The sequence below is a fragment of the Nocardioides panacisoli genome (genome assembly GCF_019448235.1).
Taxonomy (GTDB): domain Bacteria; phylum Actinomycetota; class Actinomycetes; order Propionibacteriales; family Nocardioidaceae; genus Nocardioides; species Nocardioides panacisoli_A.
This window is the reverse complement of sequence record NZ_CP080409.1, coordinates 226,120-240,040: the sequence shown is the minus strand read 5'-3', so window position 1 is coordinate 240,040 and position 13,921 is coordinate 226,120. Positions and strand designations below refer to the sequence as shown.

At 71.4% G+C, this 13,921-nt stretch carries 12 protein-coding genes; 5 read left to right on the top strand and 7 right to left on the bottom strand.

Annotation, left to right across the window (positions count from 1 at the left end):
• Positions 1 to 53 precede the first annotated feature (53 nt).
• Positions 54 to 2,642: an aminopeptidase N gene (gene pepN / locus KUV85_RS01230; RefSeq protein WP_219961403.1), complete on the top strand. Its 2,589-nt coding sequence runs from the start codon at positions 54 to 56 to the stop codon at positions 2,640 to 2,642.
• 14 nt (positions 2,643 to 2,656) lie between these two features.
• Here pepN and KUV85_RS01225 read toward each other — a convergent pair whose 3' ends face one another.
• Complete coding sequence (locus KUV85_RS01225) at positions 2,657 to 3,019, bottom strand: DUF5130 family protein (RefSeq protein ID WP_219961402.1); 363 nt, start codon at positions 3,017 to 3,019, stop codon at positions 2,657 to 2,659.
• An 8-nt stretch (positions 3,020 to 3,027) separates the two neighbouring features.
• Positions 3,028 to 3,381, bottom strand: a complete 354-nt coding sequence (locus KUV85_RS01220; protein ID WP_219961401.1) for a hypothetical protein — start codon at positions 3,379 to 3,381, stop codon at positions 3,028 to 3,030.
• An 86-nt stretch (positions 3,382 to 3,467) separates the two neighbouring features.
• Between KUV85_RS01220 and KUV85_RS01215 the strand changes: the two genes are divergently transcribed.
• On the top strand, positions 3,468 to 4,418 hold the full coding sequence (locus KUV85_RS01215) for a mechanosensitive ion channel family protein (RefSeq protein WP_219961400.1): 951 nt from the start codon (positions 3,468 to 3,470) through the stop codon (positions 4,416 to 4,418).
• A 7-nt stretch (positions 4,419 to 4,425) separates the two neighbouring features.
• Positions 4,426 to 4,809 (top strand): globin, encoded by a 384-nt coding sequence (locus KUV85_RS01210; RefSeq protein ID WP_219961399.1) that lies wholly within the window; start codon positions 4,426 to 4,428, stop codon positions 4,807 to 4,809.
• Here KUV85_RS01210 and KUV85_RS01205 read toward each other — a convergent pair.
• On the bottom strand, positions 4,787 to 5,665 hold the full coding sequence (locus KUV85_RS01205) for an acyl-CoA thioesterase (protein WP_219961398.1): 879 nt from the start codon (positions 5,663 to 5,665) through the stop codon (positions 4,787 to 4,789). The two genes, KUV85_RS01210 and KUV85_RS01205, sit on opposite strands and share 23 nt — an antisense overlap.
• A gap of 113 nt (positions 5,666 to 5,778) precedes the next feature.
• On the opposite strand from KUV85_RS01205, the gene KUV85_RS01200 reads away from it, so the two are divergent.
• Positions 5,779 to 6,993 carry an acetyl-CoA C-acetyltransferase gene (locus tag KUV85_RS01200; RefSeq protein ID WP_219961397.1) on the top strand — a complete coding sequence of 405 codons (1,215 nt, stop codon included), beginning with the start codon at positions 5,779 to 5,781 and terminating at the stop codon, positions 6,991 to 6,993.
• A gap of 75 nt (positions 6,994 to 7,068) precedes the next feature.
• The gene (locus KUV85_RS01195; protein WP_219961396.1) at positions 7,069 to 7,569 is read left to right on the top strand and encodes a MarR family winged helix-turn-helix transcriptional regulator; all 501 of its coding nucleotides are present in this window, start codon (positions 7,069 to 7,071) and stop codon (positions 7,567 to 7,569) included.
• A 48-nt stretch (positions 7,570 to 7,617) separates the two neighbouring features.
• On the opposite strand, the gene ettA is transcribed toward KUV85_RS01195, so the two are convergent.
• The 4 genes from ettA to KUV85_RS01175 form a co-directional block, all read right to left on the bottom strand.
• On the bottom strand, positions 7,618 to 9,300 hold the full coding sequence (gene ettA, locus KUV85_RS01190; protein WP_219961395.1) for an energy-dependent translational throttle protein EttA: 1,683 nt from the start codon (positions 9,298 to 9,300) through the stop codon (positions 7,618 to 7,620).
• 83 nt (positions 9,301 to 9,383) lie between these two features.
• A complete protein-coding gene (locus KUV85_RS01185; protein WP_219961394.1) occupies positions 9,384 to 11,036 on the bottom strand; it encodes a hypothetical protein in 1,653 nt (550 codons plus the stop codon).
• Positions 11,033 to 12,778, bottom strand: coding sequence for a dynamin family protein (locus KUV85_RS01180; protein ID WP_219961393.1), 1,746 nt, complete (start codon positions 12,776 to 12,778; stop codon positions 11,033 to 11,035). Before KUV85_RS01180 ends, KUV85_RS01185 begins: the two co-directional genes overlap by 4 nt.
• The gene (locus tag KUV85_RS01175; RefSeq protein WP_219961392.1) at positions 12,775 to 13,896 is read right to left on the bottom strand and encodes a PrsW family intramembrane metalloprotease; all 1,122 of its coding nucleotides are present in this window, start codon (positions 13,894 to 13,896) and stop codon (positions 12,775 to 12,777) included. The genes KUV85_RS01180 and KUV85_RS01175 overlap by 4 nt, the downstream gene beginning before the upstream one ends.
• Positions 13,897 to 13,921: the final 25 nt, after the last annotated feature.

Genomic DNA, 13,921 nt, shown 5'->3' with positions numbered 1-13,921 from the left:
TGGCGGGCGTCACGTTTCGTCGCCGTGATCGGCCCGGTGGTTGGATGGGCCGCATGCCTGGAACCAACCTGACGCGCGACGAGGCGATCGCCCGCGCCGCGCTCCTCGATGTCAGCTCCTACACCGTCGATCTCGACCTCACCCGGGCCACCGAGAGCGGCGTGAGCACCTTCGGATCCACCACCACGATCCGGTTCTCCTGCGTCGAGGAGGGAGCCGCCACCTTCGCCGACCTCGTCGACGCCACGATCCACGAGATCACCCTCAACGGTCGCTCGCTCGACCCCGCCGAGGTGTACGCCGACAGCCGCATCGCGCTGACCGACCTGGCGGCGGACAACGAGCTGGTGGTCCGTGCCGACTGCACCTACTCCCACACCGGCGAGGGGCTGCACCACTTCGTCGACCCTGCCGACGGCCGGATCTACCTCTACTCCCAGTTCGAGGTGCCGGACGCGCGGCGCGTCTACACCACCTTCGAACAGCCCGACCTGAAGTCGGTGTTCACCTTCAACGTCACCGCTCCGGCGCACTGGGCCGTGGTCTCGAACGCACCGACGCCCGAGCCCGAGGCGGCCGGTTCCGATGGCGGGCAGGAGGTCGCCGTGTGGCGCTTCCCCGAGACGAAGCCGATGTCGACCTACATCACCGCGATCGTGGCCGGCGAGTACTACGAGGTGCACGACACCTACGAGGGCGAGCACGGCACCATCCCGTTGGGCCACTACGCCCGCCAGTCCCTCAAGGACGAGCTGGACCGGGACCGCGAGGAGATCGTGCGGCTGACCAAGCAGGGGTTCGCCTACTTCGAGGAGGCCTTCGCCTTCGCCTACCCGTTCGAGAAGTACGACCAGCTCTACGTGCCGGAGTACAACATGGGCGCGATGGAGAACGCCGGGTGCGTGACGCTGCGCGACGAGTACCTCCCCCGCTCCCGCCAGCCGCGCTCGTTCTACGAGTTCCGCGCCTCGGTGATCCTGCACGAGATGGCCCACATGTGGTTCGGCGACCTGGTGACCATGAAGTGGTGGGACGACCTGTGGCTGAACGAGGCCTTCGCCGAGTGGGCGTGCTACCACGTCGAGGCACTGGTGACCGAGTACACCGACGCCTGGACCGGCTTCACCAACGCGCGCAAGCAGACCGGCTACCGGGCCGACGCGCTGCCCAGCACCCACCCCGTGGCGCCGGACATCCCCGACCTCCACGCGGTCGAGGTCAACTTCGACATGGTGACCTACGCCAAGGGCGCCTCGGTCCTCAAGCAGCTGGTCGCCTGGGTCGGCCTGGAGGAGTTCCTCGCCGGACTGCGGGTGTACTTCGACCGCCATGCCTTCGGCAACACCGAGTTCCCCGACCTTCTCGCCGCGCTCGAGGAGGCCTCGGGCCGCGACCTGGCGGGGTGGGCCGAGGAGTGGCTGCGCACCGCCGGCACCAACACCCTGGCGCCGACGTTCGCCATCGACGAGGACGGCACCTACACCCGCTTCGCCATCGAGCAGTCGGCCCCCGCGGACCACCCGACGCTGCGTCGCCACCGGGTCGGGATCGGGTTCTACGACCACGACGACGCGGGACGACTCGTCCGTCGCGACTACGTCGAGGTGGACGTGCACGGGGAGCGCACCGAGATCGCCGAGATGCTCGGCCGGCGCCAGCCCGCGCTGCTGCTCCTCAACGACGGGGACCTGGCCTTCGCCAAGATCCGCCTCGACGAGCAGTCGCTCGCCACGGCCACCGCGAGCCTCTCCGACATGCCCGACTCACTGGCCCGGGCGTTGGTGTGGGGCGCGGCGTGGGACATGACCCGCGACGCGGAGATGCCCGCCACCGCCTTCACCGACCTGGTCCTGAGCAACATCGCCGCCGAGACCGACTCGTGGGGGCTGAGCCGCATCCCGACCTACGCCGCCCAGGCCGTCACGCTCTACAGCGCGCCGGCCCGTCGCGACGAGCTGCACGACCGGTGGGAGTCCGGCCTCCGCAAGCTCCTCGAGCAGGCCGAGCCCGGCAGTGACCACCAGCTGACCTTCGTCCGCAGCTTCGCGGCCGCCGCGCGCAGCGAGCAGGCCGTCACCGATGTCGCGGCACTGCTGGACGGTTCGTGGGAGCTGGAGGGGCTCAGCGTCGACCAGGACCTGCGCTGGAGCCTGCTGAACAACCTCGCCCGCGTCGACCGCGCCGACGACGCACGCATCGAGGCCGAGCTCGACCGGGACAACACCATCTCGGGCCGGGAGAACGCGGCCGCCGCACGCGCCGCGCTCCCCCACCCGGAGGCGAAGGAGCACGCCTGGCACCAGGCCGTGTGGGACCCCGAGGTGCCCAACGAGACCGCCCGCAGCGTGGTCGTCTCCTTCATGCGCCACGGCCAGGAGGAGGTGCTGGCGCCCTACGTCGACCGCTACCTCGCCGACGTCGCCGGCACGTGGGAGCGGTTGGGCGCCCACCGGGCACAGGTCACCGCGGAGCACATCTTCCCGCGCGTGGTCGCGACCGAGGACACCATCGCCAAGGTCGACGCCTGGCTGGCCGAGCACGCCGGCAGCGGGGACGTCCCGGCCGGCGCCGTCCGCTATGTCCGTGAGGGGCGGGCCGACGTGGCCCGCGCGCTGGCCGCCCAGGCGCGCGACGCGCAGTAGGAGGTCGCGGGGTGTCAGTCCTTGGCGTACTCGCCGAGGGCCTGCACCCCGCGGCTGAGCCCACCGGCGAGGTCGCCCGCGGCAAAGGCGGAGGTCATCTCCGTCACCGCCCGGGCGACCTCGTCGTCGGTGAGGGTGCGACGGACGTAGCCGCCGGTGACGACCTCCACGCAGCGGCGCGACGGGTCGACCATGATCAGCACGCTGCGCGTGGGCGTGAAGAGCGTGTTGTGCAGGCTCGTGGCGAAGTCACGCGGATCGCCGTCGACGTCGCCGAGGAACACCGAGATCTCGGCCCGGCAGGCGCGCTCGGCGGCGCGGATCGTCTTGTCGAGCTCGGTGCGCTCGGCCGTGGTGAGGAAGTCGCTGCTGGCCACGGTTCCCCCTACCAGGAGCCGCCGGCGCCGCCGGCCGCGGAGTCCTCGTCGTCGGGCGCGGCCAACTCCTCCGGCGAGCGACGGGGTCCACCGAGCCACTGACGGCGCGGCTCCGGGGGTCCGGGGGTGAGAGATTCGCCACGCGCGATCGACGGCGCGTACACCGCGAGCGTGGTGACGACGAACACCAGGACCGGGATCGCGACGAACAGCAGCACGGCACCGAGGATGCCCACGGCGTCGGGCTCGGGCCACGTCTCCGGCACGTCCGCAGCGGCGGGGAGCGCCGTCAGGACCACCAGGCCCGCGGCGAGCGCGACGGTCGAGGGGCGGAGGAGGCGTCGGAGGGTTGAGCTGATCACAGCGGCAGGATATCCGGCGCCGACGCGCACCACGAAGGCGGCAGAGCGATTGGGGTCTTGGTTGAACGGTTTGTTTCACTGGCTCCGTGTTCTTCCAAGCCAACCCCTGCGAAGACGGCCTGATCTGCAACCTCACCTACAAGGTGACCGGCGGCAACGAGACGGCGGCGAACTGGTCCGACGTGCTCGTCGGCAAGCCGCTGGCCGTACTCGGCCTGCTGCTGCTCGGTTTCGCGATCCGGTGGGTCCTCCACCGCGTCGTGAAGCGCATGGTGAAGCGTGCCGAGCAGCCGGTGCTCTCCGACTCGCGCGACCCGGTCGCGATGGCGCGGCGCAAGCAGCGCGCCGGCTCGCTGGCCGGGGTACTGATGAGCATCGTCACCCTGCTGGTGGTCATCGTGATCGGCACGATGATCCTCAACGAGTTCGGGGTGAACATCGCCCCGATCATCGCCAGTGCCGGTGTCGTCGGCCTGGCCCTCGGTTTCGGTGCCCAGTCGCTGGTGAAGGACTTCCTCTCCGGGATCTTCATCCTCGCCGAGGACCAGTTCGGCGTCGGCGACTGGGTCGACCTCGGCGAGGCCAACGGCGAGGTCGAGGCCGTGTCGCTGCGGACCACGCGGCTCCGGGGCCTGGACGGCATCGTCTGGTACGTCCCCAACGGCGAGATCCTGCGCGTGGGCAACTCCAGCCAGAACTGGGCCCGTGCGGTGGTCGACGTCGGCGTGGGCTACGAGTCGGACCTGGCACAGGTCAAGCAGGTGCTCGGCGAGGTCGCCCACGACCTCTACGTGGACGAGCGCTGGAGCACGGTGCTGCTCGAGGAGCCGTTCGTGACCGGTGTCGAGGCCTTCGCCCCCGATGCCGTCACCCTGCGGGTCATGATCAAGACGCGCCCGCTGGAGCAGTGGGCCGTTGCCCGTGAACTGCGCGAGCGGGTCAAGGCGCGCTTCGACGCCACCGGCATCGAGATCCCGGTCCCGCAGCGGGTGGTCTGGCACCGCCAGCAGGACGCGCCCGCCATCGACGCGGAATGATGGCAGCGTGAGCGAGGAGACGACGTTCTTCGACGAGATCGGCGGGGAGGAGACGTTCCGCCGCATCGTCGCGAGGTTCTACGAGGGCGTCGCGACCGATGAGGTGCTGCGTCCCCTCTACCCCGAGGAGGACCTGGGGCCCGCCGAGGAGCGCTTCCGTCTCTTCCTGATGCAGTACTGGGGCGGCCCGACGACCTACTCCGAGCGTCGCGGGCACCCCCGGCTGCGGATGCGGCACGCGCCGTTCCCCATCGGCCTGGAGGCGCGGGACCGCTGGCTGCACCACTTCCGGGCAGCGCTGGACTCGGTCGAGCTGACCCCGGAGCAGGACGAGCGGTTCTGGGCCTACGTGACCCACGCCGCGACGTTCATGATGAACACGCGGGACTGACCGCGGCCACCAACCGCTCCCGGTACGCCGCAGGCGGCTCGACGGCCTGCCCGGCGTCGGTGTCGAAGAACACCAGCACGACCCGCGCCCGGGCGAAGACCCGGTCGCCGTCGACGATCTCCGACTCCACCGTCATCGAGCGGCGGCCGACCGCCGCGACCTGGGTCCAGCAGTCGTAGGGCTCGGCACGCAGCGTGATCGCCTCGCGGTAGTCCACGTCGGTCTGGGCGACGACGACCCGGACCTGCTTCATGCCGGGGACGTCGCGGGCCAGCTCCATGAACAACCGCAGCCGGGCCTCCTGGAAGTACTCGAAGTACACGACGTTGTTGACGTGGCGGTAGACGTCGACGTCGGAGAAGCGCACCTGCACCGGGTAGTGGCCCAGGTCGCTGCGGCGTACGCGCACCGGCGCGACCTCCGCGGGCGCCTGCGGCTCCAGGTAGGGCTCCAGCGCACTGCGCTCCTCGCGGCTGAGGCGTCGCGGGGACTCGGTGTCGAACCGGTACGGCGCCAGCACCGTCGACGCGCGCAGGTAGACGGTGCGCTCCCCCGCCTCGTCCTCGTGGAGGACCTCGTAGGCCATCGTGAAGCGACCGGCGCGCAACTCGGTGACCCAGCACTCGATCACCACGGGGCGACGACTGAACAGCAGCGGCGCGGTGTAGCTCACCTCGTGCCGGACCACGACCAGGCCGTCGCCCGGGTCGGTCGCGGCGGCGTCGCCCGCCCACCGGTGTGCGCGCATCAGGTCGACGCGGGCCTCCTGCAGGTAGTCGACGTAGCGCACGTTGTTGACGTGGCCGAGCAGGTCCAGGTCGGCCCAGCGGATCGGACAGAGATAGCGGTGCCGCACGCAGGGAGTCTCCCAGATCCGTCCCGGGCAACGGCCGGCCGGCGCGGTGCGCCGCGCCGACGGCTAGCCTGATCCACGACCCGGACACCGTCTGACCCACTTGGAGTTGCCCCATGCCCGAGGCCGTGATCGTCTCCGCCGCTCGCTCGCCGATCGGCCGTGCCAACAAGGGATCGCTGAAGGACTTCCGTCCCGACGACCTCACCGCGACCATCGTCCGTGCGGCGCTGGACAAGGTGCCGGCACTCGACCCCGCCGAGATCAACGACCTGATGCTCGGCTGCGGCCTCCCCGGCGGCGAGTCGGGCAACAACATGGCCCGCATCGTCACCAGCCTGCTCGGCCACGAGATCCCGGGCACCACGGTGACCCGCTACTGCGCGTCCTCGGTGCAGTCGACCCGCATGGCCTTCCACGCCATCAAGGCCGGCGAGGGCGACGCGTTCATCTCCGCCGGCGTGGAGACCGTCTCCCGCTTCGCCAAGGGGACCTCCGACCACATCCCCGACACCCGCAACCCGCTCTTCGAGGACGCCCAGCAGCGCACCGAGGAGTTCGCGGCCGGCGGCAAGACCTGGCACGACCCGCGCGAGGACGGGAACCTGCCCGACGTCTACATCGCCATGGGACAGACCGCGGAGAACGTGGCCCAGCTGCGTGGCCTGGACCGCAAGGACCTCGACGAGTTCGGCGTCCGCTCGCAGAACCTCGCCGAGAAGGCCATCAACGACGGCTTCTGGGCCCGGGAGATCACCCCGGTCACGGCTCCCGACGGCAGCGTGGCCGACAGCGACGACGGTCCCCGCGCCGGCGTCACCTACGACAAGGTCGCCGGCCTGGACCCCGTCTTCCGCCCCGACGGCGTCGTGACGGCGGGCAACTGCTGCCCGCTCAACGACGGCGCCGCCGCTGTCGTGGTCATGTCCGACACCCGTGCCGCCGAGCTGGGCCTCACCCCACTGGCCCGGATCGTGTCCACCGGCGTGAGCGGTCTCTCGCCGGAGATCATGGGACTCGGCCCCGTCGAGGCCACGCGGCAGGCGCTCAAGCACGCCGGCATGACCATCGACGACATCGACCTCGCCGAGATCAACGAGGCCTTCGCCGCCCAGGTGCTCCCCTCCGCGGAGGACCTCGGGATCGACATGGACAAGCTCAACGTCAACGGTGGCGCGATCGCGGTCGGTCACCCGTTCGGCATGACCGGTGCCCGCCTGCAGAACACCATGCTCAACAGCCTGGACTGGCACGACAAGACCACCGGCCTGATCACCATGTGCGTCGGTGGCGGGCAGGGCATGGCGCTCATCCTGGAGCGCCTCAGCTGACCCACCGGCGATTCGGGCGAGGGGCGTGGCGTGTGAGTGCCACGCCCCTCATCCACCGCCACCTAGACTGCGGGCATGGTCACCGAGCAGCCGGAGGGCGCCGTCGAGCCGCGCTGGCTCGACGCCGACCAGCAGCGTTCCTGGCGGGCACTGGTGCTCGGCACCACCCTGCTCTTCGACCGCCTGGACCAGGACCTGCGTCCCCACGGCCTCTCCCACGTCGAGTACGGCATGCTCGTGCGGCTCGACGACGCCGGCGGCCAGATGCGGATGGCCGCCATCGCGGAGACCTTCGCCCACAGCCGCAGCCGGGTGACGCACACCGTCAAGCGCATGGAGGCCGACGGCCTCGTGGAGCGGGTCAGCTCCCCCGACGACGGTCGCGGCGTCTACGCGCGGCTCACGCCACGCGGCAAGCAGACGCTCGTCGACCTCGCGCCCGTCCATGTCCGCGGCGTGCGTGACTACTTGGTCGACCTCGTCGACGCCGATGACCTCGCCACGTTCGGACGCGTGATGGACACCGTGTGCGACCACCTGGTCGGTGACCACCCCGACGCCGAGATGCGCCCCTGATCCCGGGTCCCGGCAGACCCGCAGGGGCGCATCGGCGTCGACAGCGACTCAGTCGCGGGTGAGGCGACGGTGCGTCACGCGGTGCGGACGCGCAGCCTCCTCGCCGAGGCGCTCGACCTTGTTGGCCTCGTACGAGGCGAAGTTGCCCTCGAACCAGAACCACTTCGCCGGGTCCTCCGCGTCGCCCTCCCAGGCCAGGATGTGGGTCGCGATGCGGTCCAGGAACCACCGGTCGTGGGAGGTGACCACGACGCAGCCCGGGAAGTCGAGCAGCGCGTCCTCCAACGAGGACAGTGTCTCGACGTCGAGGTCGTTCGTCGGCTCGTCGAGCAGCAGCAGGTTGCCGCCCATCTTCAGGGTGAGCGCCAGGTTCAGCCGGTTGCGCTCACCGCCGGAGAGGACGCCCGCCCGCTTCTGCTGGTCGGGGCCCTTGAAGCCGAAGGAGGCGACGTACGCGCGGGAGTTCATCTCGAAGTTGGCCACCTTGATGTGGTCCAGCCCGTCGGAGACGACCTCCCAGACGTTCTTGTCGCCGTCGATGCCGCCACGGCTCTGGTCGACGTAGGAGATGTCGACGGTGTCGCCGACCTTGAGCTCACCGTCGTCGGGCTCCTCCGCGCCGGTGATCATCCGGAACAGCGTCGTCTTGCCGACACCGTTGGGTCCGACGACGCCGACGATGCCCGCGCGCGGCAGGGAGAAGGACATGTCGCGCCACAGCGTGTGGTCGCCGTAGGACTTCGTGAGCCCCCTGGCCTCCAGCACGATGTCACCGAGCCGCGGCCCGGCGGGGATGTTGATCTCGGAGGTGTCGACCTTCTTGTACTTCTCCGCCTCGGCGGCGAGCTCCTCGTAGCGCGAGAGGCGCGACTTGCTCTTCGCCTGGCGCGCCTTGGGGTTGGAGCGCACCCACTCGAGCTCCTTCTCCAGCATCTTGGCGCGCTTGGCGTCCTTCTGCCCCTCGACCTTGAGCCGCTCCCGCTTGGTCTCGAGGTAGGTGGAGTAGTTGCCCTCGTAGCCGTGGACCTGACCGCGGTCGACCTCGGCGATCCACTCGGCGACGTTGTCGAGGAAGTACCGGTCGTGGGTGACGGCCAGGACGGCGCCCGGGTAGTTCTTCAGGTGCCCCTCCAGCCACTGCACCGACTCGGCGTCGAGGTGGTTGGTGGGCTCGTCGAGCAGCAACAGGTCGGGCTGCTCCAGCAGCAGCTTGCACAGCGCGACGCGGCGCTTCTCACCACCGGAGAGGTGGTCGACCAGGGCGTCCGGCGGCGGGCAGCGCAGCGCGTCCATCGCCTGGTCCAAGCGGCTGTCGAGGTCCCAGGCGCCGGCGTTGTCCAGCTCGGTCTGCAGCTCGCCGGTCTCGGCCATCAGGGCGTCCTGGTCCGCGTCCGGGTCGCCCATCTCCATGTAGGCCTCGTCGAGGCGCTTCATCTTCGCCTTCAGGTCGGCGACGGCCTCCTCGACGTTCTCCTGGACCGTCCGCCCCTCGGTCAGCGGGGGCTCCTGCTGGAGCATCCCCACCGTGGCCTCCTGGTCGCGGATGGCGTCACCGTTGTTGGGGTGGTCCAGTCCGGCCATGATCTTGAGCAGCGAGGACTTGCCGGCCCCGTTGGGGCCGACGACGCCGATCTTGGCACCGTGGAGGAAGGACAGCGAGACGTTGTCGAGGACGACCTTGTCGCCGTGGGCCTTGCGCACGTTGCGCAGCGTGAAGACGAACTCTGCCATGCACCCGAGCCTACGGTCATCGGTGCCGATTCACCGATCCGGGGGCGGCTCCGCACCTGCGCCGCGGGCAGCCCCGGCGGCGCTCACTCGATCGCCTGCGCCAGCCCGACCTTGAAGGAGGCGTAGTCGGCCAGCTCCTGGTCGACCGGGCGGGCGATGGAGCCCTGCACGACCTCCTCGATGACGCCACGGAGCCGGTCCTCGGTCTCCGCGGCCCGCTGGCGGGCGAGCCGTGACAACCCCGCCGCCGATGCCAGCGCGAGCGCCACGCCGCCGACGAGCCCGGCGACCAGCAGCAGCACGGGCAGGGACACCGGACCCACGGCCGGCGCCGCCGGCACCCCGTTGGACACGGTCCCGGCCAGCCACCACGCGCCGCCGGCGACCGCGGCGAGGAGCAGCAGCCACTGCAGCACCTGCACCGCTCGCACCCAGCCGGGGAGCCGGTTGTTGCGCAGGTCGACCTGGGAGAGCCGGTCGCCGAGCTTCACCGTCGCCTCGGGCACCGTGCGGGCGCCGGCGCGGTCGATCGCCTCGGCCCAGGGGCCGGACAGGCGCTGCGTGGCGTGGTCGGTCAGCGAACGGACGGACTCGCCGACCATCTCCCGGGACACCGGGGACACGCGCGGGGCCGGCTCCACGCCACGCCCGCCGAGCACCTTCGCGTCCTCACCGAGGTCGACCGGCAGCTGCCGCTGCGGATCGGACCGCAGCTCGCGGAACGGGGCCACCAACGGCCACCCGGTGGCACGCGCGGCACGGGCGCGCGTGCGCCGCCCCACCGTCGCCGCCACCGACTCCACGCCCGCCGCGGTGCCGATGCGGTCCACCAGGTCGGCCACGTCCTCGTGTGCGAGCGCGCGGGGGCGGCCGTCGTCATCCAGCTGTGCCGCGGCGGCCGCGATGTCGGTCTCGACCCGCCCGGAGGCGTGCCGCTTGGCGTCGACCCGCGACTCGATCTCGCCGCGCAGCTCGGCCATCCCGATGCCCTCCTGGGCGCTGAACGCGATGACCTTGACCTGGGGCAGGCCATCGGCGACCAGCAGGCGGCGTACGTCGTCGATCATCGACTGCCGCTCGCCCTCGGGAATGGTGTCGATCTGGTTGAGCACGACGAGGATCACGTCGCCGTGGGTGTGGTACGGCGCGAGGTAGCGGTCGTGCAGCGCCGCATCGGCGTACTTCTGCGGATCCAGCACCCACACCAGCAGGTCGGCGAGGTCGACCAGGCGGTCCACCTCGAGGTGGTGCGACAGCTCGGTCGAGTCGTGGTCGGGCAGGTCCAGCAGCACCACGCCGTCGAGTCCGGACTCGTGGTGGCGCGCGTCGAGCATCGAGTCGCGCATGGTCTGGTGGCGCGGCGGGATCCCGAGCCACTCCAGCAGCTCGGCGGCACCCTCGCTACCCCACACGCAGGCAGTCGCCCACGACGTGGTCGGCCGGCGCACGCCGACCGAGGAGAGCTCCAGGCCGACCAAGGAGTTGTAGGTCGAGGACTTGCCCGAGCCGGTGGCGCCGGCGATCCCGACCACGGTGTGCGTGGCCGAGAGCCTCAGCCGCCCCGTCGCCCGGTCGACCGTGGCCTGGACCCGGTCGAGCAGGCCGTCGTCGAGACGACCGCGGGCGGCCCGGACCGCCGCGTCGAGGCCCGCGAGGCGGTCACCGATGTCGGTGCCGCGCGTCGCCAGCTCCCGGACCTCGCGGCGCGTCTCCTCGTCGGTTCCATCCGTCGTCACTTCTTCGGCCCTCCCAGGGGGTCGTGCTGTGCAGAGAAGCGCAGGTCGTCGACGCGTCGCACGGCCTGGCGGAGTTGCTCGGCGGCTTCGGCGGTCAGCCCCCACTCGGTGATCACGGACTCGTAGCGTCCGCGCTCGCCGTCGAACACGGTGTGGACCCGGGCGCGGAGCGCGTCCCGGGCACGGTCCAGCAACTGGGTGGCCAGCTCCTGCCCGAAGACGCTGTCGAGCAGGCGGCGTCCCAGCTCGGTCGACTCCCGCGCGGGCTCGGGTGCCCCGTCGCGTGCCAGCGCGGTCACCGAGAGCGCCGCCGCGAGCCCGCGGACGCCGAAGGTGAGGAAGCGCGCGGAGGAGGCGAGGTCGCCACTGTGGTCGCGCACCATCTGCTGGACGTCGTCCTGCCAGCCGCGCACGGTCGACGTGGCACGGCGACGCAGGTCGGTCGAGGCACGGGTCAACGAGCCGCCCGGCTCCAGCGCGACGTACGACGTCTCCCGCCACGCGTCGACCACGTCGGCAGAAGCACGCTCGGCGTACTCGGTGACGAGGGCACCGACGGCCTGGGTCAGCGCGATCTCCACGCGCTCGGCCTGCTGCGGCTTGCCGCGGATCGCGTTGCGCAGTCGCTCCCGGACGAAGCCGACCTTGCCCTCGAGGCCGTGGATCAGCTCCCCGCTGCCGAGGAACTCCTGCCACCGCGCGAACAGGTCGCCGGTGAGCAGCGTGCCGTCGCGCAGCGCCGTCGCGAGGGCGTCCTCGGTCGCGTCGTGGCGCCGTCGCGCCAGGCTGGCCAGCTCCTCGCCGGCGGCACGCTGCTCCTCGGTCGCGTCGGCCAGCGGGTGGAGCTTGCGGGTGAGGGTGCGCACCGCACCGGACAGGGTCTGCTCCACGACGGCGCCCTTGGCGCCCGCGTCGGCGGCCAGCGCCTCCAGCCACTGCCGCACCTCGGCGACGTGGTCGGCGGGAAGCAGTCCCTGCTCGTCGAGCTCTCCCTCGGCGACCCGGAACAGCGGCGAGTCCCGCAGGCCGCGCGAGGCGAGCATGCGGGCCAGGTGGGTGGAGATGTAGTCGACGGCGTCGTCGGGCGTGCGGTCCAGCACGATGGCGACCGCCGTCGAGCGCTCCGCCGCCTGCCGCAGGTAGTCCCACGGGACCTGGTCGGCGTACCGCGCGGCCGAGGTCACGAACAGCCACAGGTCCGCCGCGCCGAGGAGCTCCCCGGCGAGGTGACGGTTGGCCTGCTCCACCGAGTCCACGTCCGGGGCGTCGAGGATCGCCAACCCGGCGGGGACCGTCTCGGCAGGCACCAGCTGGATCGTGCTCTGGTCGTGCGCCTCCTCCTTGACCCGACGCAGGTCGGGCAACAGCTGGTCGGCGGAGAACCACTCCGCGTCGTCGGGGTGGTGGACCAGCACCGGAGAGCGCGTCGTGGGACGCAGGACGCCCGCCGGCGAGACCGGCGTGCCCACCAGGGTGTTGACCAGGGTGGACTTGCCGGCGCCCGTCGAGCCGCCGACGACGCACAGCAGCGGCGCCTCCCGTGCCATGAGGCGGGGGATGACGTAGTCGCCCAACTGCTCGAGGATCTCCTGGCGCCGCGCGCGCAGCGGCTCGACGTCACCGATCTCCAGGGGCAGCCGCGCCGCATCGACCGCGCTGTGCAGCCGGATGACCTCGGTCAGCATCCGGTCGTCGTAGTAGGCGGCGATGCTGGGTGCGCTCGACCTGTGGGACTTGCTCATCGTTCGGGAACCACCTGTCCGGGGAAGGAGAGCCGCGGTCGCACCGCGTCGATGCGAGCGGTGAACCGTCGGCCACGTGCTTGCCAGTCCTTGGGTGCCGTGCCCCGCAGGACACGATGGTGCAGGTAGCCGAGCTCGATCGCTGCCTGCTGGTACTCGGCCATGGCCTGCGCCGCTGCCGCCCCGCCCTGCAGCCGCGCGTGGCGGCGTGCCGTACGACGTGCCCGCAGGTCGACCACCCAGCCGATGTCGGTCGCGGGGATCAGCCCGCGCTGGGCGGCGTCGCCGAGGGCCGCGGAGAGCAACGCACGCTCCGACTGACGCAACCACACGGCGAGCACGGCGATTCCCACCAGGGCCGGCAGCAGCAGCACCGCGTAGGCGAGCACGAAGCTCCCCAGGCCCAGGACCGCCGAGGCGTTCCAGATCGCGTGGGTCAGCACGGCGAGGACGTAGCCGCCGACCGGGGCCAGCCAGCGGACCGGCCGGCGCCGGGACGCGACGGCCATGCCGATGCCGATCCCGATGAAGGCGGTGAACAGGGGGTGCGCGAAGGGGCTGAGCAGGCACCGCACGACGAAGGTGGTGGTGATGCCGGTCAGCCCGCCGGGACCCATGCCGCTGGTGCCGTCGTAGGCGGCGGCGAGGTAGAGGATGTTCTCGGTGAAGGCGAAGCCGACGCCCACCAGGCCGGCGTACACCACGCCGTCGAGCAGGCCGTCGAGCTCGTCGCGCCGCCACCACAGCAGCAGGAGCAGGAAGAGTCCCTTGGCGGCCTCCTCGGTCACCGGCGCCACCACCGCCATCGAGGCGGCCTGGCTGAAGCCGATCAGGACGCCGCCGAGGCCCTGGACCACCAGGGCGATCACGGTGGCGACGAACGCACCCCATGCCAGGGCGCTGGCGAGCAGCAGGCGCGGCTCGGGCTCGTAGCGGTCCAGCCAGCAGAAGATCGCGACCAACGGGCCCACGGGCAGCGCTGCGAGCGCCGTCGCCAGCAGCACGGTGGCGGCGGCTCCCGAGAGTGCGAAGATGACCAGCATCACCGCGGCCCCGAGGAGCGCCGCCACGGCCACGACGACCGCGAACACGAGGCTCTTCAAACGCGTGGTGGGCATTATGGTCAAGCCTATCGGCCGGAGT

Bases quoted from the DNA above. Each gene is read 5' to 3' on its own strand.
- pepN (WP_219961403.1), top strand. From the start codon at position 54: ATGCCTGGAACCAACCTGACGCGCGACGAGGCGATCGCCCGCGCCGCG.
- KUV85_RS01200 (WP_219961397.1), top strand. From the start codon at position 5,779: ATGCCCGAGGCCGTGATCGTCTCCGCCGCTCGCTCGCCGATCGGCCGT.
- KUV85_RS01195 (WP_219961396.1), top strand. From the start codon at position 7,069: ATGGTCACCGAGCAGCCGGAGGGCGCCGTCGAGCCGCGCTGGCTCGAC.
- ettA (WP_219961395.1), bottom strand. From the start codon at position 9,300: ATGGCAGAGTTCGTCTTCACGCTGCGCAACGTGCGCAAGGCCCACGGC.
- KUV85_RS01180 (WP_219961393.1), bottom strand. From the start codon at position 12,778: ATGAGCAAGTCCCACAGGTCGAGCGCACCCAGCATCGCCGCCTACTAC.
- KUV85_RS01175 (WP_219961392.1), bottom strand. From the start codon at position 13,896: ATGCCCACCACGCGTTTGAAGAGCCTCGTGTTCGCGGTCGTCGTGGCC.